We start from the raw sequence: 23,946 nt of genomic DNA, 5'->3' as shown, positions 1-23,946 counted from the left end.
TCCGTTGCCGTTCGGATGTCAGAGGCCAGGGTAGGGTCAGCGCCTTGACTCTGCAACCGATTGCACCGCAGACTGCCGTCAGGCCGGGATCCGGTCACCACTCCTAGCGACCTCGGAGAGCAGATGCGCATCGATGTCGGCACGGACGCATGACCAGCAGCCTTCTGGACGGGCTTCGCGGCGGCCTGATCGTGTCGTGTCAGGCCTACCCCGGCGAACCCATGCGCGACCCCGGCACCATGGCGCGGGTCTCCCACGCCGTGGCCGCCGGTGGCGCCGTCGCGGTCCGGCTCCAGGGCACCGCCGACATCCGAGCGGCGAGACCCCGCCTCGGCGTTCCCGTCGTCGGCATCTGGAAGGACGGCGACGGCGATGTGGTGATCACCCCCACGCTCCGCCACGCGCTGGCGGTGGCCGAGGCGGGAGCCGACATCGTCGCCGTCGACGGCACCCGCCGCCCGCGGCCGGACCGGCGAACTCTGGCCACCACCGTCGCCGAGCTGCGCGAACTCGTCGACGTCACCGTCATGGCCGACTGCGGGTCGCTCGACGACGCCCTGGCCGCGCAGGAGGCCGGGGTCGACGTCCTCGCGACCACGTTGGCCGGCTACACGCCCGAGCGTGCCCGCACCACCGGCCCCGACCTCGAGCTCCTCGACGCGATGGTCGGCCGCTGCACGCTCCCCGTCGTCGCCGAGGGACGTTTCCACACCCCCGCTCAGGCCCGGGAAGGGCTGGCCCGTGGCGCGTGGGCGGTCTGTGTCGGCACCGCCATCACGCATCCGGCCACGCTCACCCGGCAGTTCCGCGCCGCCATGGCGCCGTGAGGCGTGCCGTCACGCGAGGTCCGTCAGGCGCACTCGCGCGCCGGACCGGGCCGCCTCGTAGATGCCGCAGAGCAGGCGGACGGTGTCGGCGGCGTCCTCGGCGTCGGCGCCGTAGCGCTCCCCCGACCTGATCGCCTCGACGATCGCCCGCCACATGCGGGCGTGCCCGGCGACGCCGATCGCCAGCGGGTCGGCGGCGCCGCTGGCCACCTGACCGTCCGACGAGGGCGCGGGCACCCCCGGCACGTCCCACCGCAGCACCTCGCCCTGTCCCAGCTCGACGACGCCGGACGAGCCGTGCAGGGCCACCGTGGCCGGCGCGCCGGGCGGCGTCGCCGTGGACGTGCTGACCAGCCCGAGCGCGCCCGAGGCGAACCGCAGCGTCGCCACCGTCGTGTCCTCGGCGTCCATGTCCCGGCCGAGCGTCGCGTATTGGGCCGTGACCTCCTCGACCGGCCCGCACAGCCAGCGGAGCAGGTCGACGTTGTGCACGCCCTGGTTCAGCAGTGAGCCGCCGCCACCGGCCATCGACGTCCGCCAGGGCGCCGCCGCGTAGTAGGCGTCGTCGCGGTACCAGTGCACGTGCGTGGTGCCCAGCCGGATCGCGCCCAGCCGGCCGGCGTCGGCCAGCGACTTCAGGGCGGCGTACTCCGGTTCGAAGCGGCGCTGCGCGACCATGGCCACCAGCCGCCCGTGCTCGCGCTGCAGGGCGGCCAGCCGCCGGGCGTCGGCCACGTTGGTGGTCAGCGGCTTCTCGACGACCACGTGCCGCCCCGCCTCGACCGCGGCGACGGCGAGCGGGGCGTGCCACTGCGTCGGCGCGCACACGGCGACGACGTCGACGCCCGGGTGCCGCAGGACCTCGTCGGGCGCCAGCCGGACGGCGTCCGGCCAACCGGCCGCCGCGGCTGCGTCCGGCCGCCCGCCGCTGACCGCGCGGACCTCGACGCCCTCGACGTCGCGTAGGGCCCGGGCATGGGTCGCGCCGATGCTGCCCAGGCCGACGATCCCGACGCCGAGTGCCGTTGCTGCCACGTTCGCTCCTCTTCTACGCCGATGGTCCGAGCTGCTGGCAGGGGGCCCGGCCGAGCCGCTGGAGCTCTGCGGTCGGATGCGACTGCAGACCTCCATCGCGCGATGGTGCTCTGCAGTCGAGAACGACGGCAGAGCTCCAGCGAGCAGGCGAGCTACCTGGCGGTCACGGGGCCACTCTACGGGCCGCGAGACTTGACCTGCAACCGCTTGCACGGCAAGCTGGCCGCACCTCCGACCCGACACAGGGAGCCACCCGACCGTGAGACGTATCGGCTTCATCGGCACCGAGAACTCCCACACCGATCACTTCATCCGGTTCCTCAACACCGAGCAGCGCCACCCCGGGTTCCGGGTGGTCGCCCTCGCCGGCGGCGGCACCGAGCGCAACGAGACGCTGCGCGCCCAGGGCGGCATCGAGCAGGTCGTCGACGACCCCGCCGACCTCATCCCGCTCGTCGACGCCGCGATCATCTCCACCCGCGACGGCGCCCGGCACCGCGAGCAGGCCGAGCCGCTGCTCGCCGCCGGCATCCCCGTGCTGGTCGACAAGCCGTTCGCGACGACCATCGACGACGCCGAGGCGATGCTCGACGCGGCGGAGAAGGCACCGGCCGTGCTGGTGTCCGGCTCGGCGCTGCGGTTCGTCCCGCAGATCGCGGACCTCGCGGACGACGCCGCCCGGGGCGCGCTGCGCCAGCTGAGCATCGTCGGGCCCGGCGACCCCGGCAGCGAGTACTCGGGCCTGTTCTTCTACGGCATCCACCACGTCGAGGCGGCGCTGGAGATCCTCGGCAACCCGGTCGTCGAGCCCGGCTCGGTGACGGCGAGCGTGACGCGCGACGGCGACACCACCGTCGCCCTGCTGCGGATCGCCGGCGTGGCGGTGGTCCTCACGTTCATCGTCCCGGACGCCGACCACCGGGTCCCGTTCCACGCCACGGCGACGGGCGTCGACGGCGTCGTCGCCCGCGAGCTCACCCTCGACCGCGACTACAACGCACCCGCGCTGGCGCGCTTCGTCACGACCGTCGAGACGGGACGGGCGCCGGCCGGCCGCAAGCACCTGCTGTCCCCCGTCGTCGTGATGAGCGCCGTCGTCGAGGCGCTCGAGAACCGGAGGGAACGCCCGTGACCTCGTCCCTTCGGCCGCGCCTCGGAGTCATCGGCGTCGGCGTGATCGGCCGCTCCCACGTCGAGCGGCTGTTGTCGCCCGCCTCGCCGGCCGAGCTCGCCGGCCTCGCCGACGCCGACGCGGACGCCGCCCGGGCCGTCGGCGCCGAGTACGGTGCCGAGGCCGCGCCGTCGGTCGAGCAGCTGCTCGCCCGCGACGACGTCGACGCCGTCGTCGTCTGCGTCCCCTCCGGGCTGCACGCCGACGTCACCGTCGCCGCCCTCGACGCGGGCAAGCACGTCCTGCTGGAGAAGCCGCTCGAGGTGACGGTCGACGCGGCCGACCGCATCATCGACGCGGAGAAGCGGTCGGGCAAGGTCGTCACCGTCGTGAGCCAGCGCCGCTTCGCCGCCGAGAACCAGTTCCTGCACCGCACCATCGCCTCGGGCGGCCTGGGGCGGATCACCACCGCGAACATCGAGATCGCGCTCTGGCGCACGCAGGAGTACTACGACTCCGGCGCATGGCGCGGCACCTGGGCCCTGGACGGCGGCGGCGCTCTGATGAACCAGGGCGTGCACCTGGTCGACCTCGCGCTCTGGCTGCTCGGCGACGTCGAGGAGGTCTACGCCCACAGCGGGCTGCTCGCCCACGAGCGCATCGAGGTCGAGGACGCCATCACGATCACGGCGCGGTTCCGCAGCGGCGCGCTGCTCACGTTCCTGGCCACCACGACGGCGTACGGCGACCTGCCGCTGCGGGTCGCGGTGACGGGCGACGGCGGCACGGTCGTCACCCTCTCGGAGCAGATCACGCACTTCGTGTCGCGCGACGGCCACGAGGTCCCGGAGTTCGACCCCGTCGATCAGCAGCTGGCCCAGCTGTCCGACTTCGTGGCGGCGGTGCAGCAGGGCACGCCGCCGCTGGTGACGTCCGTCCAGGCCCGCGCTGCGGTCGCGTTCATCGAGGCCGCGTACGCGTCCGCGCGGACCGGCCGCCCGGTGCGGCCCCGATGACGCCCGTCCGCCCACCGGCCGAGCTGTTCGACCTCACCGGTTCGCGGGCCGCGGTGGTCGGCGGCACCGGCGTGCTCGGCGGCCGGTTCGCCGCCAGCCTGGCCGCCGCCGGCGCCGAGGTGACGGTGCTGGGCCGGTCCGCGCCGCGCGGCGAGGCCGTCGTCAACGCCATCCGCGAGGCCGGCGGCCGGGCGACGTTCCTCGCCGTCGACGCGACCGACCGGGCCTCGGTGCAGGACGCCGCCGCCCGCGTGGGCGGCCTCGACGTTCTCGTCGCCGCGCCGGGCGTCAACAGCACGACCCCGTTCGCCGAGATCGACGACGCCGAGTGGTCGCGGCTGCTCGACGTCAACCTCGGGTCGGTCTTCCGGCTCTGCCAGGCGTTCGCGCCGCTGATGGCCGGCCGGCCCGGCGGCGCCTCGATCATCACGGTCTCGTCCGCGTCGTCCGGTCCGCCGCTGAGCCGCGTCCTCGGCTACGGTGTCGCCAAGGCGGGCGTCGGCAACCTCACCCAGTACCTGGCCCGGGAGCTGGCGCCCGACGGCATCCGCGTCAACGCGATCGTGCCCGGGTTCTTCCCAGCCGAGCAGAACCGGGCCGTGCTGACGCGGGAGCGGATCGAGTCGATCATCGGCCACACCCCGCTGGCCAGGCTCGGCGAGCCGGAGGAGCTCGACGGCGTCCTGCTGTGGCTCGCCTCCGGCCGCGCCTCGGGCTTCGTCACCGGCGCGCTCGTCCGGGTCGACGGCGGCTTCTCCGCGATGACGATCTGACCACACGAGGGAGAACCATGATCATCGAACAGGCCGAGGTCGTCGTGACGAGCCCGGGTCGCAACTTCGTGACGTTGCGGCTGACGACCGACGACGGGTTGGTCGGGCTGGGCGACGCGACCCTGAACGGCCGCGAGCTGGCCGTCGTGTCGTACCTGCGCGACCACGTGGTGCCGCTGCTGATCGGCCGCGACCCGCACCGCATCGAGGACACCTGGCAGTTCCTGTACCGCAGCGCCTACTGGCGGCGCGGCCCGGTCACGATGGCCGCCATCGCCGCCGTCGACGTCGCCCTGTGGGACCTCAAGGCCCAGGCCGCCGGGATGCCGCTCTACCAACTGCTCGGCGGCGCCTCGCGCACCGGGCTGCTCGCCTACGGCCACGCCTCCGGACGCGACCTGCCCGAGCTGTTCGACAGCATCCGCGACCACCTCGAGCAGGGCTACCGCGCCATCCGGGTCCAGACCGGCGTCCCCGGACTCAACGCCGTCTACGGCGTCGCGGCCAACCAGCGCGCCGACGACACCGCCGGCGCACGGTACGACTACGAGCCGGCCAGCCGCGGCGCCTTCCCGCAAGAGGAGGACTGGGACACCCGCGCCTACCTGCGCCACCTGCCGGGCGTGTTCGAGGCGGTCCGGGGCGAGTTCGGCCCCGAACTGCCACTGCTGCACGACGGCCACCACCGGATGACCCCGATCCAGGCCGCCAAGCTGGGCAAGGCGCTGGAGCCGTACGACCTGTTCTGGCTGGAGGACTGCACCCCCGCCGAGAACCAGCAGGGCCTGCGCCTGGTCCGCCAGCACACCACCACCCCGCTCGCGATCGGCGAGATCTTCAACACCGTCTACGACTACCAGACGCTCGTCACCGAGCAGCTGATCGACTACGTCCGCTCCGCCGTCACCCACACCGGCGGCATCACCCACCTGCGCAAGATCCTCGACTTCGCCGCCCAGTACCAGATCAAGTCGGGCATGCACGGCCCCACCGACATCTCCCCCGTCGGCATGGCCGCCGCGCTGCACCTGGGGCTGGCGATCCACAACTTCGGCATCCAGGAGTACATGAAGCACGGCACCCGCACCGACGAGGTGTTCCGGCAGACCTTCACCTGGACCGACGGCCTGCTGCACCCCGGCGACCAGCCCGGCCTCGGCGTCACACTCGACGTCGACGAGGCCGGAAAGTATCCGTACGAGCGGGCCTACCTGCCCTACAACCGCCTCACCGACGGCACCGTCCACGACTGGTGAGGTGTCAGCGTCCGTGCACGACCGTGCCGGTGACCTCGGTGCGGGCGGCCGCCCAGGCGTCGCCGTCGGCCTCGACCACCACGCTGTCGCCGCTCGCGTCGTGCCCGCCGAGCAGGCGGGCCGGCGTGGTGCTCGCCATCGCCCACAGGGCGGCGCGGTCGAACGGCAGCTGCCCGGCGGCCCAGCGGACGCAGTCGAGCAGGCTCGCACCCGATCCGGCCAGCAGGGACGTCCCGGCCAGCCGCAGCGCGCCGCCCGGCTCGACGGTGACCCGGCCGCCGACGCTCGTGGCGTAGGTTCCCGGCGGTGATCCGGCGAGCGGCGCGGCATCGCTGACCAGCACGGATCGCGCCGGCGTCTTCGCCCGGATCATCGCGGTCAGCGTGTCGGCGGGCAGGTGATGACCGTCGGCGATGAACATCGCCGTGAGCCGGTCCTCGGCCAACTGGGCCCACAGGTGGTTGGGGTGGCGCGGCACGGCGGGCGCGCACCCGTTGCCGAGGTGGGTGCTGAGGGTGGCGCCGTGGCCGGCCGCGGCCCGGATGTCGGCGGCGCCGGGCGCGGCGTGACCGAGCGAGACGGTGACGCCGCGCCGCACGGCGTGCGCGATGTAGGCGGCGGCGCCGTCTGTCTCCGGCGCGACCGTGACGATCCGCACCAGCCCTTCGCTCGCCGCGATCCACCGGTCCAGCTCGGCGGTGTCCGGTGGCCTGATCCAGGCCGGGTCGTGCGCGCCCCGGGCGCCGTCGGCCGCGGAGATGTGCGGGCCCTCGACGTGGATTCCGGCGATGCTGTGCGCGATCAGCGGGCCGGCCCGGCGGGCGGCGGCGACGGCACGCATGGCCGCCGTCAGCCGCGCCTCGCTCCCGGTGATCAGCGTCGGCAGGTACCGGGTGACGCCGGCCGCCCAGAGCTCCCGCGTCAGCGCGACGACGTCGTCGGCGGCGAGGTCGTCGCGATTGAGGTCGATGCCGCTGAAGCCGTTGACCTGGAGGTCGACGAGCCCGGGCAGGCGACCGGACGGCGGCGTCACCGGCTCAGTCGATCCCGCTGGCGGCCGCGGCATCCAGATGCACCGTCGCGGCCAGGTGCCGGCGGATCGCGCTGGCCGGGCAGGCCGCGGAGATCGGGCCGGTCAGCGCGGCCGAGACCGCGGCCGCCTTCTGCCGCCCGAGCACGGTCGCGACCAGGGTGCGGGCGCTCAGCAGCGCCGGGACGGTCAGCGTGATCGCCCGGCCGGGCACGTCGTCGACCCGTCCGAACAGCCCGTCGGTCACCTGCTGCTGGCGCGACGCCGGGGCCAGCTCGACGGTCCGGACGAACCGGGTGTCGTCGAGGTCGCTGCCGGGCTCGTTGAAGGCGATGTGCCCGTTGACGCCGAAGCCGAGGCAGGTCAGGTCGACGGGCTCGGCGCGCACCACCGCCTCGTAGCGGCGCGCCTCCGCCTCGGCGTCCCCGGACGGATCGATGCGGGCGAACGACGCGAACCGGTCCACCGGGAGGCGCTCGGCCAGCCAGGCGCCGAACGCCCGCGGGTCGGCCGGATCGATGCCGATGTACTCGTCCATGTGCAGGCCGTGAACGCGCGACCAGTCGATCCGGGCGTCGCCGGCCAGCCCTCGCAGCATCGCCTCCTGCGACGGCGCGCTGGCGAAGATCACCCGGGCCCGGCCCGAGGCCGCGATGGCGGCGAGGATGGCCCCGGCGGCCGCGCGCGCCGCGGACGCGCCGGCTTCCTCGGAGCTGCGGGAGATGGTGACGGGGACGCCGTCGGTGGCGGGGATCGTCGTCATGGAGCGGGTTCCTCGTGTCTCTCTCGAAGCGGGGACGCGGACGGATCAGGCGAGCCACTCATCGAGGTGCGCGGCGACGAACTCGTCGTCGCGCAACTGCGGATGAGCGGCCCAGATCCGGTCGATCTCGTCGAGCTGGCCGGGCGAGAGCCGTTCGTGCGGGTCGAGGCACCACGTTCCCGCCAGCAGCCCTTGCCGGCGTAGTACCTCATGGATGCCGGGGATACACCCGGCGAAGCCGCCTGAAGCATCGAAGATCGCGCCGTTGGCGTCGGTCAGCGGGCCGTCGATGCCGTCCAGGGCCAGCCGCGCCGCGTGGTCGCCGTCCCGGGCGAGCCGGGCCAGCTCGAGCGTCTCGACGGCGCCGCGGGTCCAGACCGACCATTGACCGAGCAGCCCGCCGGCGAAGCGGGTGCGGCTGCCGTCGGCGTGCGCGAAGGACGCGACCAGGTCGCCGACGATGTGGTCGTCGTTGCCGGTGTAGAGCGTCACGGCGTCGCGCCTGGACGAGGCGGCGAGGCCGCTCACGATGTCCAGCGTGGCGTACCGGTCGAACGGCGCCGCCTTGACGCCGAGGACGCTGGGGATGTCGGCCAGCCGGGTCCAGTAGCCGCGGGAGTGCCGCCGGCCGCCGACCGCGGGCTGCAGCGCGAACCCGATGACCGGCAGCACGTCGCCCACCTTGCGGGCCCGGTCGAGGAGCGCGTCCTCGCTCCGGTCGCCGACGCCGTACGGGGCGAGGAGCACCGCGTCGTAGCCGAGCGACGCCGCGAGCTCCGCCTCGGCGACCGCCTGATCGGTCTCGCCGACCACCCCGGCCACCAGCACGAGGTCCGGCGAGCCCTCCTTCCTGGCGGTGTCGGCCACCAGCTCCAGGACGGGCCGCAGCAGGCCGGCGTGCGTCGTGTGGATCGCGAACTGGGTGGAGTGCACGGCCGCGGCCAGTCCGCCCGCGCCCGCGGCGAGGTAGTACCGCACCAGCGCACGCTGCCGCCGCTCGTCGAAGGACAACTCCTCGGTGAGCGCCAGCGGCATGGCGGGAATCACCGTCCCGGCAGCGAAGGTCTCCAACGGTGGCATCAGAATCTCCCGTCCCGCACCTGGAATTTCGTGGGTCTGTCGAGCACCGTTCCCCCGGCGAGCAGCCACTCGGCGACGTCACGCACCAGGTCGTCGGGGCTCCGCGCCGGGTAGCCGAAGAGCGCGTGGCATCGTGCGGCGTCGGCCAGCAGTGCGGTCGGCGCCTCCTGCCCGGTGATGGTGACGTCGCGGCCCAACGCGGCGCCGAGCTTCCCGGCCAGCCGGCGGGTGGACAGCGTCTCGGGACCGGTGAGATTGAGGACGAACTCGGGGCTGGCGGCATGGCGCAACGCCCGCAGGATCACCTCGTTCGCATAGCCCTGCCAGACGAGGTTGACGTGCCCGGTGGTGACGTCGACCGGCTCGCCGGCGAGGATCTGCCGGCCGAGGTCGACGAGGATGCCGTAGCGCGGCTCCACCGCGTAGTTGAGCCGGATCAGCGCGAGCGGCGTTCCGTGCTCGCGGGCGGCGTGCGCGAGGACGCGTTCGCGCCCGAGACACGACATCGCGTACTCACCCACCGGCCCCACCGGGTCGGCCTCACTGGCGCCGCCTGATGCCGTGGCCACCAGCGGGTACACGTTGCCGGTGGACAGCGCCACGATCCGCGCCGACCGGTAGCGCTCGGCCACCCGTCCGGGCAGGTAGGTGTTGGTCGCCCACATGGCGGCCTCGTTGCCCTGCGTGCCGAACTTCGCCCCGACGAGGAGGATCACGTTCTCCGCGTCGGGCAGCGCGGCCAGGGCGTCGTCGCCGGCGATGTCCGCGACGATGACGTGCGCACCCGCGGCGCGCAGCTCGTCGGCCACCGCGGAGTCGCCGAAACGCGAGACGGCGTGCACCCTCGCCGCCGAGCCGGCCTCGGCCAGAGCGCGCAGCGCGAGCATGACGAGGCTCGGCCCGAGCTTCCCGGCCGCACCGAGCACGACGATGTCACCCGGGGTGTCCCGCAGATCCTCGACCAGTGCCGCGCTCGGCGTGGCAAGAGCTCGATGGAGCTCGGGCAGCGTCTTCATGGGACACCTCGTCGATCGTCGGTCCGGGTCGGGTGGCACGCGTGTGCCGTCAGCATAGGTGCAAGCGGTTGCAAAGCCAACCCTGCGGACCGGGAACCGCGGCCTCCGTGGCGCGGCCGCAGCCTCGTCCCGCTCGCCCATGGTGGGCAGCCGGCCGACTGGCGTCAGGAGGTGCTGTGCGAGTTCCACGGCCACCACTTCCCCTACGCCCAGCGCATGCTGCGCGACGACCGCTACAAGCTGGTCGTCAACCCCGAAGGCATCGACGAGCTCTACGGCCTCGAGCTCGTCCGCCGCGGCGACCGGTTCTCCCAGTGGCTGGCGTTCATGGGCGACATCCCCGACGAGGACCGTGTCCGCCCCGACACCGCGGTCGAACAGCACGTCGGCTGACCCGTCGTGCACGTCGTCCGGCGGCCCTTGGCTAGGCTGACGAGGTCGTCCATCGGCGGCAACCGTCACCCACGAGAAGGGCCGCCGTGTGTCTCAGCTCGATCACCGGCTCAGCGGCATCTACGCCGAAGTGCTCCAGCGCAATCCTGGCGAGACGGAGTTCCACCAGGCGGTGCACGAGGTGCTGGACAGCCTCGGACCGGTGGTCAGCAAGCATCCGGAGTACACCGACGCGGCGGTGATCCGGCGCCTGTGCGAGCCGGAGCGGCAGATCATCTTCCGGGTGCCCTGGGTCGACGACTCCGGCGCGGTGCAGATCAACCGCGGCTTCCGGGTCGAGTTCAACTCCGCGCTCGGCCCGTACAAGGGCGGCCTGCGCTTCCATCCGAGCGTCTACCTGGGCATCGTCAAGTTCCTCGGCTTCGAGCAGATCTTCAAGAACGCCCTGACCGGCATGCCCATCGGCGGCGGCAAGGGCGGCAGCGACTTCGACCCGCGGGGCCGCTCCGACGGCGAGGTCATGCGGTTCTGCCAGTCGTTCATGACCGAGCTGTACCGGCACCTCGGCGAGCACACCGACGTCCCGGCCGGCGACACCGGCGTCGGGCGGCGCGAACTGGGCTACCTGTTCGGCCAGTACAAGCGCATCACCAACCGCTACGAGTCCGGCGTGCTCACCGGCAAGGGCCTGAGCTGGGGCGGCTCCCAGGTGCGCCGGGAGGCCACCGGCTACGGCGTGGTGTTCTTCGTCGACGAGATCCTCCGCGCCGGAGGCGACTCCTTCGACGGCAAGCGGGTGGTGGTGTCCGGCGCCGGCAACGTCGCCATCTACGCCATCGAGAAGGTGCACGAACTCGGCGGCACGGTGGTGGCCTGCTCCGACTCCGGCGGCTACGTCCTGGACGAGAAGGGCATCGACCTCGACCTGCTCAAGGACGTGAAGGAGTCGCGGCGGGGCCGGATCGAGGACTACGCCCAGGCGCGCGGCGAGCACGCTCGGTACGTCGCCGGCCGCGGCGTCTGGGACGTGCCCTGCGACATCGCCCTGCCCTGCGCCACCCAGAACGAGCTGGACCGCGACGCCGCCGCGACCCTGACCAGGAACGGCTGCCGCATCGTCGCCGAGGGTGCGAACATGCCCACCACCCCCGACGCGGTGCGCCTGCTCGGCGAGGCCGGTGTGACGTTCGCCCCCGGGAAGGCCGCCAACGCCGGCGGCGTCGCCACCAGCGCCCTGGAGATGCAGCAGAACGCCTCGCGCGACTCCTGGAGCTTCGAACTCACCGAGGAACGGCTGGCGGCCATCATGCGCGGTATCCACGAGCGCTGCCTGGTCACCGCAGACGAGTACGGCGCACCCGGCAATTACGTCGCTGGCGCCAACATCGCCGGCTTCATCCAGGTCGCCGACGCCATGCTCGCCCTCGGCCTGGTCTAGGGCGCGTCTCCCGAGTCCGGCTGCATCGGTCGAATGACTGGTGCTGAGCTGTCCACCCCGGCGTGGGAACATGGGGATCTCCTGCCGCCGTCGCCCCCGGGAGGCCGAGGCCCATGGCCCACGAAAGGCTCGACACCACGCCGCTGTCCCGTCGCGCGACGTGGTCGCGGTGGCGCCGGTTCCGGGCCGAGGCGATCGCCGGCCGGCACGGCGCCGATCTCGCCGAACCCCGCTGGTGGAAGCGGTCCCAGTTCGCGCTGCTGACGACGTTGCTCGTCGTCGGCGCGCCCGTGCTGCCGGTTGCCGTGCTCGCCACCGAAGGACGCACCGTCCTGGGCGTGTCCATGGCGGCGCTGTGGGCGGCGAGCATGGTGGCGGTCGTCGTCATCACCTGGTGGACGCGGCACGACTCCTGGGGCCCGCGCGCCCGCACCAGGCTCCGGCTGACCGAGTTCGCCCTGGCCAACGGCCTGCGGTACCAACCAGAGGCGGGCGGCCCCCGGCAGCAGGCGCACATCTTCGGCTCCGCCACCCGGCGCAGTCACCTGGACCGCTTCGAGGCGCCCGAGCCGCGGGGCTTCGTCGTCGCGAACTACCAGGAGACCTACGACGACGGCGCCTCGGAGTCCGACACCTTCGAGGCCGGCTACGTGGTCTTCACCCTGCGTGAGTCCTATCCGCACACCCTGGTGACGACACGCGCGCAGGGCCGGCCGCGCAACCTCCGCGACGTCGATCCGGTCGACGGCCCGGCCGGGACCCGGGTGTGGAGCACCAAGCCCGGCTACCCGCTGCTGCAGCGGCTGCTGCTCGACACCGGCGTCGTCGAGCACGCGCTCGGGTTCGGCCGGTCGGCCGAGGTCGAGATCGTCGGCAACGAGCTGTTCCTGCTGACCGGAGGGTTCCTGCGGCTGCGCTCGCCGCGGGTGTGGCAACGCCTGGACGCCACGGCCGAAGCGCTCGCGCCGTTCCTCGCCCTACCCGCCGGCGGCAGCGGGCCGAGCGGCCCCATCGTCCTCGCCGAGCGGTAGGCGCGCCTGGCCCAAGGGGCCGGCGTACTGCCGTGGCCCTGGGTCGCGCAGCGGGCCGAGGGTCGATCCGAGCCAGCCGGCCGGCGTGAACGAGGCATAGAGCCGCGGCAACGCGTCGCGCAGCGCCCGTTCGTACTCCTGCGGATCGTCCCGGACGAACACGAGCGCGTTCGGGTCCTGGCCGGTCAGCTCGAACGTGTAGAGGCCGGTCGGATGAGATGCGGCGTGGCAGGGCGCCAGCTCGTTCCGCACCACGACATCGCCGGGCGCGACGTCGGCCGCGGCGACGATCTCGTGGGTACCGTCCTGGTGCCGCACGAGCGCCGAGCCGGACACCTCGATCCAGGCGGCGGTCTCCCAGACCGCGTGCCGCCGGCCGTAGACGCGCTCGGCGATCTCGGCCGGCGGATCCTCGTCGAGCGCTCGCAGGAAGTCGATCCGCGTCGACACGCCCAGCCCGTAGAGCAGATAGCGCTTGAGCGCCGGGTGGAGGCCATCGATCCAGCGCAGGTCGTCGAACCACCAGAGCGTGTTGTGCGCGCCGTAGGAGAAGCAGTCGACCTCGGTGGCGCACGGGTACAGCGCGAGCGGCAGACCGGCGTCGACCAGCCGGATGATCGCCAGCGGGTCGAGGTAGACGTTCCACTCCAGGTAGTCCAGTGACGTCGATCCCGCGCTGAGGTGGATGCGCGCGACCTTGTCGCGGAACAGGCCCGGGTCGCGGTTGAACGCGACGGCGATCGGGCGGGCCGATCCGAACGACATGAGGTGGACGGGCGTGTCCGACGCCCGCAGGGTGTCCAGCAGCAGCTCCGGCCCGGTCTGCTGGAACGGCGGCACGTCGCGCAGCTGGTCGTCGACGGTGCGCATGCGGGCGAACGGCGAGATGCCGTACGGCACCTGCCGGCCGAACAGGGCGTTCAGTTGCGTGACGGGGATGATGCCCGGTTCCCGCGGCCCTGGGTAGCCCGGCACGCCTTCGCTCACCGACTCGCGCTTCTCGATCGACACGTCCAGGACGATCGCCCGCAGGTCGATGCGGTCGAGCCCGAACGGCAGCAGCAGGTCGAAGTTGTCACCCGGGTCCTCGGGTGGCTGGTAGAGGTCGGTGACCACGATGACGGGGGTCGGCATGGCAGGACTCTACTCGAATAGATACCGTGCTCCTATACTCGTCGCACGACGAAAGGCGCAGGTTTCGATGAACGACTCTTCCGGCCACACCCAGCGCCGACGCGCACCCACGCGGACCGACGTCGCCCGGCTGGCCGGGGTGAGCACGGCCGTCGTCAGCTACGTCACCAACGACGGCCCGCGCCCGGTGGCCGCCGCCACCCGCGAGAAGGTGCTGGCGGCGATGCGCGAGCTCGACTACCGCCCCAACGCCGTCGCCCGGGCGCTGCGCCTTCAACGCGCCCAGGCCGTCGGCCTCGTCGTCCCGGACGTCAGCAACACCTACTTCGGGGCGCTGGCGCGCGAGCTGTCGAACCAGGCGTTCACGGCCGGCTACGCCCTGCTGCTCGGCGACTCCGACGACGATCCCGACCGCGAGCGCGCGCAGATCGAGTCCCTGGTGAGCCACCAGATCGACGGCCTGATCATCGTCAGCCTCGACCCGGACTCGATGGCCGACGTCAACGGCACGCCGACGGTGTACCTCAACCAGCGCAGCCAGCCCGGCCAGCTGTCCGTCATCGTCGACAACGAGGGCGGCGCGCGGCTCGCCGTGACCCACCTGGTCGAGCACGGGCTGCGCCGCATCGCGCACCTGGGCGGACGAGAAGGCGCACCCGGCGCCGACGAACGGCGCGCGGGCTGGGCGGCCACGCTGTCGGCGGCCGGGCTGCCGGCCGAACCCGACCTGCTCCGGACCGCGGAGTACAGCCGGGTCGCCGGCCATGAGGCGGCGATCGATCTCCTGACGCGGGCGCCCCGGCCCGACGCCGTGTTCGTCGCCTCCGACGTGCAGGCGCTCGGCCTGCTCGCCGCTGCCCGCGAGCTCGGCATCTCGGTGCCGCACGACCTCGCCGTCGTCTCGTTCGACGGCACCGACGACGCCGTGTTCAGCGACCCGCCGCTCACCGCCGTCGAACAGCCCGTCCCGGCCATCGCGGATGCGGCGCTGCGGGCGGTCCTGGGCCGGGCGACGCCCGCCGCGGCCGGCCTCGTCCCCGTCCGCCTCGTGGTGCGCGCCTCGTGCGGCTGCCCGCCGGGTCACTGACGGTCGCGGCGCCACCGGGTGAGCTCCTCTGACGTCGGATAGGAACTCTGCGCCCCGGGCCGCGTCGCCGCGAACGCGCCGGCCTCGACGGCCCGGGTCGCGGCGGCGGCCGGGTCCAGGTCGGCTGCCAGCCCGGCCACCAGGGCGCCCATGAACGCGTCGCCGCACCCGGTGGTGTCCACCGCGTCGACCCGCGGCGCGACGATCTCGGCCGGGTGACCGGTCGACGCCTCGTGGAGGAGCGCTCCCCGCGCGCCCAGCGTCACCAGGACGTCACAGCCGCCGAGCCGCCCGCTCGCCGCGCGGGCCCGCTCGCCCACCGTCGCGTCGCCGCCGGCCAGCATCGCGAGCTCGTGCTCGTTCACCACGAGCAGCGCGCCCGGTCCGAGCAGTCCGGCGGGCAGCCGCCGCATCGGCGACGGGTTGAGGACGAAGCGCGCGCCGAGCTCCCGGGCCCGGGCCGCGGCGGCGAGCACGGCGTCGTCGGGCACCTCGAAGCCGGCGACGACGAACCGGGCGGCCCGCACGGCCGAGGTCACCGCCGCGGCGTCGAGGCACAGGTTCGCCCCGCCGCTGACGACGATCAGGTTCTCGGCGTCCGCGTCGACGAGGACGACGGCCTCGCCCGTCGGCGCGTCCACCCGCACGATGCCCGTGACGTCGACCCCCGCCGCGGCGACCGACTCCACCAGGTCGTCGCCGCCCTGGTCGTCGCCCACGGCGCCCACGAGCGCGACGTCGGCGCCGAGGAGTGCCGCGGCGACGGCCTGGTTCGCGCCCTTCCCGCCCGCCGCCGTCGAGCGGCTCCGCGCGTGGATCGTGTGCCCCGCCGCGGGCAGCCGCCGCACCCGGTACGTGCGGTCCACGTTGAGCGAGCCCACGACCACGACCGGCGCGGTCATCCCTTGAGCCCCGTCGTCGACAACGACTCCGTGTACTGCTTCTGGAAGAACAGCAACAGCACCATCGGGATGATCGTCAGCACGAAGGAGCCGGCGAAGATCTGCCCGAGGTCGACGGTGAACAGCGTGCTGAGGTTGGCCAGGGCGATCGGCGCGAGCTGTCGTTCCGGCGAGGTCCCGATGAGCAGCGGCCACAGGTAGGCCTGCCACTGCGACAGGAAGAGCATCATGCCGGCGCCGATGAGCGCGGGCTTCGACAACGGCAGGACGATGCGCCACAGCGTGGCGATGCGTCCGAGCCCGTCGACCTCCGCGGCCTCGAGCAGTTCCGCCGGGATGCCCAGGAAGAACTGCCGCAGGACGAAGATCGCGAAGCCGTTGGCCAGCGCGGGCAGCACCAGGCCCGCGTAGGAGTCGCTCAGGTGCCAGTCCTGGAACAGGCTCGACAGCGGGATCGCGATGGCGTCGAACGGGATCATGGCCACCACGACGATGAAGGTGAACACGACGCCGCGCCCCGGGAAGTCGATCGTCGCGAGGGCGTACGCCGCGGGCACCGCGATGGCCAGGCCGAGCGCGATGGTGAGGCCGGCCACCAGGAAGCTGTTGAACAGACCGGTGAGGAACGGCCCGGACAACAGCCCGGAGTAGTTCGTGAGGTCGCCGCCCACCGGCACGAACGCGAGCCACGACAACGGCGTCATGTTCTCGACGTAGCTGTTGCCCGGCCGGGTGGACGAGACGAACACCCACCACACCGGGAGGAAGACCGCGAGCGCGGCGAGGATCGCCGCGGCCGTGAGGACGACCGTCCCGCCGCGCGAGCGCCTCATGCCTTCTCCTCCCTGAGCAGCCGGAACTGGACGGCCACGATGACGGCGAGCAGCAGCATGAGGATGACGACCTCCGCCTGCCCGACGCCCACGTCGCCGAGCAGGTAGGTCCGGTTGTAGATGTCGAACATGATCAGGTTCGTCGACCCGTTCGGGCCGCCCTTCGTCAGGATCTGCACCGGCGCGAACAACAGGAACGAGCCCACCGTGCAGGCGATCAGGACGAACGCCATCGGCCGCTTGAGCAGCGGGAGCGTGATCGAGAACAGCCGGCGCCACCACCCCGCGCCGTCGAGCGCCGCCGCCTCGTACAGCGAGTCGGGGATGTCCTTGAGCCCGGCGATCACGAAGATCATCCAGTACCCGAGGGCGCCCCAGGTGACCATGATGCCGATGGAGAACGCCGCCTGGCTCGCCGACGTCAGGAACGGCTGCGGCGGCAGGCCCACGACCTCCAGCAGGGCGTTGACGAGGCCGTCCGGCTGCAGCGCGGTGCTCCAGATGAGGGCCACCACCGCGCCCGGCACGGCGGCGGGCACGAAGATCATCGAGCGCCACAGCCCGACGAGGGGCAGCCGCTGCGCGGTGAGCAGCGCGAGCGCCGTCGACAGCAGCACGATCGCGGGATTGAGGACGAGGTTGAAGACGAGCGTCACCACGAGCACCGAGTGGAACCCGGAGTCCGTGAGCAGATAGGTGTAGTTCGAGAGGCCGTCGAACTCCGATGCGCCGGTCGCCAGCGAGACGTGCCGGAAGCTCTCGCTCACCGCGCTGATCATCGGCACGACCCGCATCAGCACCAGGGCGATGAGCGCGGGGCTGAGCATGGCGAGGGCCACCAGCGTGGTCCGGACGGACCGGCGCCGCCGGCGACCCGACCCGGCCGGCCGCGCGGCCGTCCGCCGGGTCGCCGTCGCCGCGCGCATCACCGCAAGCGCTCGATCTGGGCGCCGATCTCCTCGTCGGCCTGCGCGGCACGCTCGGCCGGATCGGAGCCGTTGCGGATGTCGGAGAACAACTGCCCGGCGCCCGGCTCGAACACGCTGTAGCCGACCACGGCCGGGCGGTGCACGGCGTTGTTCTCGAGCTGGTACTGCAGGATCGCCCCGAAGCCGGCCGTCGCCGCACCCGCCGAGGCCTCGACCCCCTCGACGTAGGCCGCGAACGCCTCCTTGTTGGTGGGCGTGATGCCGGCCACCTCGGCCGCCTGGGCGTTGCCGGCCGGGTCGATGGTCAGGTAGCGCAGGAACTCCTTGGCGGCGTCGAGGTTCTCCGACTTGGCCGAGATGCCCACCGCCCACGAGTCCGTGGACGTCGCCGGTTCACCGCCCTCGAAGTAGGGCGCCGGCGCGACTCCGTAGTTGATGCCGCCCGCGTTCGCCACGCTCACGCCCCACGGCCCGGAGATGATGAAGGCGCCCTTGCCCTCCTGGAACAGCGCGCCGTTCTTGTCGTTGGTGATGCCGCGCGGCGAGAGCCCGTCCTCGAACAGGCCGTGATACCAGGTCAGGGCGCGCTGCCAGCCGTCGCCGGAGAAGTCCACCACCCCGTCGGCGTCGATGCCGTCGCCGCCCCCGGCGGAGACGCCCATCATCTGCAGCTGGTAGTAGGTGTCCCACTGGTCGAACAGCAGCGGGTACTCCGCCGCACCGGCACTCTGGACCGTCCGCGCCGCCTCGGTCAGCTGCTCGTACGTCCACGGCGTCGCCGGGTCGCCGGGCGGCGGCTCGACACCGGCCGCGGCGAGGACGTCGACGTTGTAGTAGAGGAACTGCGAGGTGGTCCAGGGCGCCAGCGCGAGCAGCTTCCCGTCCACCTCGCGTGCGGTGACCATGCTCTCGCTCACGGCCGCGGCGACGGCGTCCTCGCGCAGGTCGGTGATGTCGGCCAGGTAGCCCCGGTTGTTCCAGTCGAGCACGGCGCCGCCGGCGTCGACGACCATGAGGTCGATCCCGTCGCCGCCGGAACCCATCCGCTGGTTGATGGTGCTCGTGTACTGCGCGTACGGAATGTTGAGCTGCTTGACGGTGATGTTCGGGTGCTGCGCCTCGAACCCCTCGATCACCGTGGCCCAGGTCTCGGCCGGATCGGCGTTCGCGAAGGTCAGGGTGATCTCCTCGTCGCCGCCACCACCACCCGAGCCGTCCGTCGACGACCCGCCGCAGCCGGCGAGCAGCAGCAGTCCCGCGCCGATCGCGGCGGCGAATGGGAGGATCCGGGTAGTGGACGTTCCCATGGCGTTTCTCCTCTTCGAGCGATGCTGGGATGGGTGTCAGGCGGTGGTGGCGGGCCGCGCCGCGGCGAGGATCCGGTGCACGATCTCCTCGGTCACCCGCGGCACGTCCAGGTCGACGACCACCTCGTGCGGCCCCGCCGGGTCGGCGGCGAACCGGGTCGTTCCCGCGCCGTCGCCCTCGGTCTCGACCGTGATCGTGCCGCGCTCGGTCGTGAAGAGCTCGGGACGCGCGAGGGTGAGCACGGCGATGGGGTCGTGCGGCACGTTGAAGTCCTGATCGGTGAAGGCCCAGAAGCGGCGCATCTCCGCGCCGATCAGCGCGCCGAGCGGCCCCCGGGGCGAGATGGCGTCGAGCTCGGCCCGTCCGAGCCGGATGCGCTTCGTCTGGTCGAGGCCGACGGCCAGCAGCTCCAGGCCGGACGCGAAGACCTCGGCGGCCGCGGTCACGTCGCAGCGGACGTTGTGCTCGACGACGCCGGCCCGGAACTCGCCGCCCATCATGACGACGCGCTGCGTCACCCGGCCGGGCCGGCGCAGGGCGACGGCGACGTTCGTGAGCGGGCCGATGGCGACGACGGTCGCACTGGCCGCGAGCTCCGTGACGGCGTCCCTGGTGGCCGTGTAGCGCTGTTCGGCGAGGTCGGCGATGGTGGAGCCCTCGTGCCCCGGCCACCACACCGGCCGCCCGGACAGCGTCTCCGGCTCGCCCGCGGCGATCGGCGGCGCCGGGCGTTGCGCCGTGGCGAACGCCTTCGCGACGATCCGGGCGCGCAGGTCCACGTCGCCGTACACCGTCGTCACGGCCGTGACGCCCAGTTCGGGCGAGCCCAGGGCCAGCGCGAGGGCGAGCAGGTCGTCGACGTCCGTGCCGATGTCGGTGTCGAGGGCGAAGGAGGAGCGGGCCACGTCCGCGTCGGGCCGCGCCGTCGAGCTGTCGTAGGTCATGGGTTCCCGTCTGCCGGTGGCACATCGCCGTGTTCGCAAGCGGTCGTCGTCGCCCGCCGTCGACGCATGCTATTCGAGTAGACTCGCCGCCGCAAGCATCTATCTACTCGAATAGCGCAGCACGAGTAGATGCCCTGTCACGACGGACAATGGAGGCCCTCGATGGCACCTTTCCGCACCATCAGGCGAGTCGGCATGCTGGCGGCCGCGCTGGGCGTCGGCGCCCTGCTCGCGCCACTGGGCACGGCAGCGGCGCCGGACGGCGCGAGCCCGCGACCGGATCGCGACCCGGTCACCTGGGACCCCGCCTCGCTGGCCGCGGTGTACCAGCCCGCGCCCGGGTTCTACACCTACGCGCCGTCAGTCGTGCGCGACGGCGACACCGAGTGGATCTGGTCCTGCCACAACGACCAGTCCCGGGTGATCGAGGACCACATCTACCTCACCAAGCGCGTCGACGGGGTCGTGACGGAGACGAGGTCGGTCCTGCACGCCGCACCGGCTCCGGCCTGGGACAGCTTCCACACCTGCGACCCCAGCGTCGTCGCCGGACGGTTCCAGTACGGCGGTACGCGCTACTCGTACGCGATGTTCTACCTGGGCAACGACGTCGACGCCAGCGCGCACAACCAGGTCGGCGTCGCCTTCGCGACCCACCCGGACGGGCCCTGGGTCAAGTACCCCGAGCCGATCGTGACGTCGGAGCGCACCGACCAGTGGGGCGCCGGCCAGCCGACCGCCGTCGCGCTCACCGGGAACTCCGGGCGGGTGCTCCTGGCCTACACCCGCGGCGACACCTCGACCCGCGCCTACGCCAGCGTCGTCGACCTCACGCACGTGGAGCGCCTGCGGGTGAGCCCGCCCGTCCTGCTGCCGACGGACGGACTCACCGGCGCCGACGGCGCTCCCGACTACCTCAACGGATTCGACCTCGCCCTCGACCGAGCCGGGCAGGACGTCGTGGTCGTCCGCGAACAGCACCCCTACCCCACCGACAACCCGTGGTGGATCGGCCCTTCAGTGCAGGTCGCCCGCCTGAGCCTGAAGGATCTTCTCGCCGGCACGGGCACGTGGCAGCCACTGGGCGACCTCGACCGCGCCCTCACCGGGTTCACCCGCAACCACAACGCCGGCCTGGTGCGCACCTGGCACGGCCGGCTCGCCGACGCCCGCGGCGTCGAGGTGGTCTTCACCAGCTCCTGCTCCAGCCTGCCCACCATCGACGACCCCGACTGGAGCCAGGCCACCTGCGACACGCTGTACTCCTACGACCTCTGGTCGATCACCGGCCGGTGGGCCGCCCGCGGTTGATTCACCCGGACGAGGTGATGCCGGCCCCCCTGGTCGAGCAGCACCGTAGGTGCAGTCGGACCATGGAGGTTGACGGTGCCCGAGGCCGAGGCCGAGGACGAGGACGACGCGAGCGGCGACGCGAGCGCGGGTGCCCGTGAACTGGTGGCGGTCGTCCTGCTCTCCGTCACGGCCGTGCTCACCGCGTGGAGCGGCTTCGAGGCGAGCAAGTGGGGCGGCGAGATGTCCATCGCCTTCTCCCAGGCGTCGGGGGCACGGATCGAGGCGTCGCGCTTCGATGCGGAGGCCGATGCGGCCCGGAACTTCGACCTCGACGTCTTCGCGGTGTACGTGCAGGCCGTCGCCGAAGGTGACGACGCGCTGACCGATTTCGTCGAGACGCGGTTCACCGACCACTTCGCGGTGGCCTTCGATGCCTGGATCGCGATGAGGCCGCTGGAGAACCCCGACGCGCCCAAGGGCCCGTTCGCGCTACCGGAGTACCAGCCGCCGGGCGCGGCCGAGGCCGAGGAGTCCGACGCACGTGCCGACACGCTGTTCGCGAAGGCGCTGGAGAGCAACCAGCGCGGCGACGACTACACGCTGCTGACCGTCCTCTTCGCGCTCGTGCTCTTCTTCACCGCGGTGTCGCAGCGCCTCCGGTCGGCGACGCTGACCTGGGTCGTCCTCGGTGGCGCGACGACGTTGCTGCTCGTAGGCGTGGGCCTGCTGATCGCCTTCCCGAAGATCATCTGAGGGGTCAGAAGACGGTCGTCCAGTCGTCCCGGACGCTGATCACCGTCCAGCCCTTGCGGTCGGCCCGTTCGAGCAGCTCGTCGGCGCCGTCGGTGTAGGCGAACTCGCGTTCCTCGTCGTCGTGCAGGACGACCAGCCGGAGCGCGGGCAGCGACGGCCCGCCGGTGAACTCCAGCATCGGGAGGTCACCGTTGGCGTTCCCGGCCGACAGGATGGGCCGGCGACCGATGCGGCTCCAGATCCGCACCGCCTTGACCGGCCCGTCGTCGAACACGTCGGGCTGCGCCCGGTACACGACGGCGGCGCCGTGCTCGTCCTCCTGGTAGGCGAGGGCGTTGGAGCTGCCGATCACCCGTTCGGACGGGATGCCGTACACCTCGTCGCTGATCGCCCGGATGAAGTCCCGGTCGCCGCCCGAGGCGATGTAGACCGCGAAGCCGTGCGCCTCCAGGTAGCGCAGCAGTTCGACCATCGGCGGGTACGCGCACTGACGGAACGCCCGCCCCAGCGTGGGGTGCGACCCGTTGCGCAGGTACTCCCCCGAAGCCGCCAGATAGTCCTCCGCCGACATCCCGGCGAATGCCTGGACGAAGCCGCCCATCAGCACCTTCAGATCGGAGTCGTCGCCGCCATAGTGCTTGGTGATGGCGCCGCCCAGCCACTCGTAGTCGTCCGTGTAGGCCGCCTTCCACGGCTGCTTCGCCCGCAGCTCCGGAGCCTGTTCGGCCATGGCCGCCAGCCGCTGGAGGATGAAGCCGATCTCGATCTGCATCGGCTTCTCGGTCCACAGCGTGCCGTCGTTGTCCACCACGGCGACCCGATCGACGGGGTCGACGTAGTCGGCGCCGCCCTCGGTCGTGACCCGGCGGACGAAGTCGGTGATCGCCACGCGGGCATCGCCGTCGCGCCACGAACTGAGTTCGGCGTTCATCAGGACTCCAGGATTCCCGACCTCGCGATGGCCCAGATCACGAAGACGTCGAGCCCGATGATCAGGATCGCCCAGAACGGGTAATACGGTATGAAGGCGAAGTTGGCGATCGCGCTCATCCCGGCCAGCGCCATGCCGACGCCACCGGCGATCGCGCTCCCGGTGCGGAGAAAGAGACCCGAGACCACCAGGATCGCCCCGATGATCAGGTGGCCCCAGCCCCATGCCGTGACGTCGAAGTCGTAGGTGTAGTTGGCGCGCACGACGAAGACATCGTCGTCGAGGATCGCCGCCAGCCCCTGCAGCACCTGGAACGCGCCGACGAGCATCATGAGCGCCGCTGCCGGCACCGCGGCGCTGCGGTGCGCGGCGGTCGCCGGCCCCGACCCGTCGTCGGTGGCTGATCGGATGTCGGACATGGAAGCTCCCGCGCCTCGAGACGATTCGACCAGGTCACGTGCGGTCGTCGCTTCACGAGGATCGCCGTCGAGGACCGGCCGGCGCCTCACCCCGCCTGGGTGAATCCGCCGGGCGGCCGCCTGAGCCGGGCCTGTCAGGGGGACGGGGAAAGACTGGGCACGCCCCACTTCACCCGCGCCGGGTGCACCTCACCCGCGAAAGCACCGCATGGCCGCGACGACGACCGTCATCCGGTGCTGCGGCGGGTGACGTGCCCACGAGACGAGTGACGTCGACGATCTGGGTCGTCTTCGATGGCCAGAATCGTCCAACGGCGCCCGGAACACGACTCCCGCCATCGAAGACGGCTCCGGGAGTCGAGGACGACGCAACGGTGCACGGCAGGAACGGCGAACGGCGCACTCGGGCGGGCTCTGCCCGCACTTCCCCCGTCCCCCTGATAGCTGCCCGTTCTTAGACCGCGCGCGTGCGCGGCTAAGAAAATGGGCAGCAGGGGGACGGCCCACTGCCGCAAAACGGCGAACTGCGGGACAACGGCGAACCGTTACACGATCCCCAACGCCACCGTGTGGATCCGCTGCGCCGGGTGGGGCGAATCACTGTTCCCCTGGCAACAGCAACGCCACCCAGCAAGCACAGTGAT

General features: G+C 72.4%; 24 protein-coding genes. 11 read left to right on the top strand and 13 right to left on the bottom strand.

The features are described from left to right. Positions 1–149: 149 nt before the first annotated feature. Positions 150–827: an N-acetylmannosamine-6-phosphate 2-epimerase gene (locus ACW62_RS11325; protein ID WP_053204209.1), complete on the top strand. Its 678-nt coding sequence runs from the start codon at positions 150–152 to the stop codon at positions 825–827. A gap of 9 nt (positions 828–836) precedes the next feature. Here the strand turns inward: ACW62_RS11325 and ACW62_RS11320 are convergent, their stop codons facing one another. Beyond that, positions 837–1,862: a Gfo/Idh/MocA family protein gene (locus ACW62_RS11320; protein WP_053204208.1), complete on the bottom strand. Its 1,026-nt coding sequence runs from the start codon at positions 1,860–1,862 to the stop codon at positions 837–839. 259 nt (positions 1,863–2,121) lie between these two features. Here ACW62_RS11320 and ACW62_RS11315 point away from each other — a divergent pair, with 259 nt between their 5' ends. The 4 genes from ACW62_RS11315 to manD are packed head-to-tail and all read left to right on the top strand — an operon-like array spanning position 2,122 to position 6,018. Next, entirely contained in the window at positions 2,122–2,994 is an 873-nt protein-coding gene (locus ACW62_RS11315; protein ID WP_053204207.1) for a Gfo/Idh/MocA family protein, read from the top strand. Continuing rightward, the gene (locus tag ACW62_RS11310; protein WP_053204206.1) at positions 2,991–3,989 is read left to right on the top strand and encodes a Gfo/Idh/MocA family protein; all 999 of its coding nucleotides are present in this window, start codon (positions 2,991–2,993) and stop codon (positions 3,987–3,989) included. Before ACW62_RS11315 ends, ACW62_RS11310 begins: the two co-directional genes overlap by 4 nt. After that, a complete protein-coding gene (locus ACW62_RS11305; protein ID WP_053204205.1) occupies positions 3,986–4,762 on the top strand; it encodes an SDR family oxidoreductase in 777 nt (258 codons plus the stop codon). Before ACW62_RS11310 ends, ACW62_RS11305 begins: the two co-directional genes overlap by 4 nt. 17 nt (positions 4,763–4,779) lie before the next feature. Continuing rightward, positions 4,780–6,018 carry a D-mannonate dehydratase ManD gene (gene manD / locus ACW62_RS11300; protein ID WP_053204204.1) on the top strand — a complete coding sequence of 413 codons (1,239 nt, stop codon included), beginning with the start codon at positions 4,780–4,782 and terminating at the stop codon, positions 6,016–6,018. Positions 6,019–6,022: 4 nt separating this feature from the next. On the opposite strand, the gene ACW62_RS11295 is transcribed toward manD, so the two are convergent. The 4 genes from ACW62_RS11295 to ACW62_RS11280 are packed head-to-tail and all read right to left on the bottom strand — an operon-like array spanning position 6,023 to position 9,907. After that, positions 6,023–7,051, bottom strand: a complete 1,029-nt coding sequence (locus ACW62_RS11295; RefSeq protein ID WP_205629289.1) for an N-acetylglucosamine-6-phosphate deacetylase — start codon at positions 7,049–7,051, stop codon at positions 6,023–6,025. Between the two features lie 4 nt (positions 7,052–7,055). Beyond that, on the bottom strand, positions 7,056–7,811 hold the full coding sequence (locus tag ACW62_RS11290) for a 6-phosphogluconolactonase (protein ID WP_053204202.1): 756 nt from the start codon (positions 7,809–7,811) through the stop codon (positions 7,056–7,058). A gap of 45 nt (positions 7,812–7,856) precedes the next feature. Beyond that, positions 7,857–8,891 carry a dihydrodipicolinate synthase family protein gene (locus ACW62_RS11285; RefSeq protein WP_053204201.1) on the bottom strand — a complete coding sequence of 345 codons (1,035 nt, stop codon included), beginning with the start codon at positions 8,889–8,891 and terminating at the stop codon, positions 7,857–7,859. Continuing rightward, the gene (locus ACW62_RS11280) at positions 8,891–9,907 is read right to left on the bottom strand and encodes an NAD-dependent epimerase/dehydratase family protein (RefSeq protein ID WP_053204200.1); all 1,017 of its coding nucleotides are present in this window, start codon (positions 9,905–9,907) and stop codon (positions 8,891–8,893) included. The genes ACW62_RS11285 and ACW62_RS11280 overlap by 1 nt, the downstream gene beginning before the upstream one ends. A 171-nt stretch (positions 9,908–10,078) precedes the next feature. Between ACW62_RS11280 and ACW62_RS11275 the strand changes: the two genes are divergently transcribed. The 3 genes from ACW62_RS11275 to ACW62_RS11265 all read left to right on the top strand — a co-directional run bounded on the left by ACW62_RS11275 (position 10,079) and on the right by ACW62_RS11265 (position 12,769). Beyond that, complete coding sequence (locus ACW62_RS11275) at positions 10,079–10,300, top strand: hypothetical protein (RefSeq protein WP_053204199.1); 222 nt, start codon at positions 10,079–10,081, stop codon at positions 10,298–10,300. 88 nt (positions 10,301–10,388) lie between these two features. Continuing rightward, positions 10,389–11,738 carry an NADP-specific glutamate dehydrogenase gene (gene gdhA, locus ACW62_RS11270; protein WP_053204198.1) on the top strand — a complete coding sequence of 450 codons (1,350 nt, stop codon included), beginning with the start codon at positions 10,389–10,391 and terminating at the stop codon, positions 11,736–11,738. Between the two features lie 113 nt (positions 11,739–11,851). After that, positions 11,852–12,769: a hypothetical protein gene (locus tag ACW62_RS11265; RefSeq protein WP_053204197.1), complete on the top strand. Its 918-nt coding sequence runs from the start codon at positions 11,852–11,854 to the stop codon at positions 12,767–12,769. On the opposite strand, the gene ACW62_RS11260 is transcribed toward ACW62_RS11265, so the two are convergent. Continuing rightward, complete coding sequence (locus ACW62_RS11260; RefSeq protein WP_053204196.1) at positions 12,716–13,903, bottom strand: nucleoside hydrolase; 1,188 nt, start codon at positions 13,901–13,903, stop codon at positions 12,716–12,718. The genes ACW62_RS11265 and ACW62_RS11260 overlap by 54 nt on opposite strands. A 67-nt stretch (positions 13,904–13,970) precedes the next feature. On the opposite strand from ACW62_RS11260, the gene ACW62_RS11255 reads away from it, so the two are divergent. Further along, positions 13,971–14,990 (top strand): LacI family DNA-binding transcriptional regulator, encoded by a 1,020-nt coding sequence (locus ACW62_RS11255; RefSeq protein ID WP_053204195.1) that lies wholly within the window; start codon positions 13,971–13,973, stop codon positions 14,988–14,990. Here ACW62_RS11255 and ACW62_RS11250 read toward each other — a convergent pair. Genes ACW62_RS11250 through ACW62_RS11230 form a run of 5 tightly spaced genes read right to left on the bottom strand, consistent with a single transcriptional unit; the run spans position 14,984 to position 19,906 of the window. After that, positions 14,984–15,892: a ribokinase gene (locus ACW62_RS11250; protein WP_053204194.1), complete on the bottom strand. Its 909-nt coding sequence runs from the start codon at positions 15,890–15,892 to the stop codon at positions 14,984–14,986. The genes ACW62_RS11255 and ACW62_RS11250 overlap by 7 nt on opposite strands. Beyond that, positions 15,889–16,725: a carbohydrate ABC transporter permease gene (locus ACW62_RS11245; protein WP_053204193.1), complete on the bottom strand. Its 837-nt coding sequence runs from the start codon at positions 16,723–16,725 to the stop codon at positions 15,889–15,891. The genes ACW62_RS11250 and ACW62_RS11245 overlap by 4 nt, the downstream gene beginning before the upstream one ends. Then, positions 16,722–17,651, bottom strand: a complete 930-nt coding sequence (locus ACW62_RS11240; protein WP_053204192.1) for a carbohydrate ABC transporter permease — start codon at positions 17,649–17,651, stop codon at positions 16,722–16,724. Before ACW62_RS11240 ends, ACW62_RS11245 begins: the two co-directional genes overlap by 4 nt. Continuing rightward, complete coding sequence (locus ACW62_RS11235; RefSeq protein ID WP_053204191.1) at positions 17,651–18,961, bottom strand: ABC transporter substrate-binding protein; 1,311 nt, start codon at positions 18,959–18,961, stop codon at positions 17,651–17,653. Before ACW62_RS11235 ends, ACW62_RS11240 begins: the two co-directional genes overlap by 1 nt. Positions 18,962–18,997: 36 nt before the next feature. Continuing rightward, positions 18,998–19,906: a nucleoside hydrolase gene (locus tag ACW62_RS11230; protein ID WP_053204190.1), complete on the bottom strand. Its 909-nt coding sequence runs from the start codon at positions 19,904–19,906 to the stop codon at positions 18,998–19,000. A 162-nt stretch (positions 19,907–20,068) separates the two neighbouring features. Between ACW62_RS11230 and ACW62_RS11225 the strand changes: the two genes are divergently transcribed. Together ACW62_RS11225 and ACW62_RS11220 are read left to right on the top strand one after the other, a co-directional pair. Beyond that, on the top strand, positions 20,069–21,217 hold the full coding sequence (locus ACW62_RS11225) for a glycoside hydrolase family protein (RefSeq protein ID WP_157574676.1): 1,149 nt from the start codon (positions 20,069–20,071) through the stop codon (positions 21,215–21,217). 75 nt (positions 21,218–21,292) lie between these two features. Continuing rightward, the gene (locus tag ACW62_RS11220; RefSeq protein ID WP_053204188.1) at positions 21,293–21,952 is read left to right on the top strand and encodes a hypothetical protein; all 660 of its coding nucleotides are present in this window, start codon (positions 21,293–21,295) and stop codon (positions 21,950–21,952) included. A gap of 4 nt (positions 21,953–21,956) precedes the next feature. Here ACW62_RS11220 and ACW62_RS11215 read toward each other — a convergent pair whose 3' ends face one another. Both ACW62_RS11215 and ACW62_RS11210 read right to left on the bottom strand, forming a co-directional pair. Then, positions 21,957–22,883: an HAD family hydrolase gene (locus tag ACW62_RS11215; RefSeq protein WP_053204187.1), complete on the bottom strand. Its 927-nt coding sequence runs from the start codon at positions 22,881–22,883 to the stop codon at positions 21,957–21,959. Further along, positions 22,883–23,302: a DUF7144 family membrane protein gene (locus tag ACW62_RS11210; protein WP_053204186.1), complete on the bottom strand. Its 420-nt coding sequence runs from the start codon at positions 23,300–23,302 to the stop codon at positions 22,883–22,885. The genes ACW62_RS11215 and ACW62_RS11210 overlap by 1 nt, the downstream gene beginning before the upstream one ends. Positions 23,303–23,946: the final 644 nt, after the last annotated feature.

The sequence above is a fragment of the Jiangella muralis genome (assembly GCF_001270745.1).
Classification (GTDB): Bacteria; Actinomycetota; Actinomycetes; order Jiangellales; family Jiangellaceae; genus Jiangella; species Jiangella muralis.
This window is presented reverse-complemented; position numbering and strand designations above follow the sequence as displayed.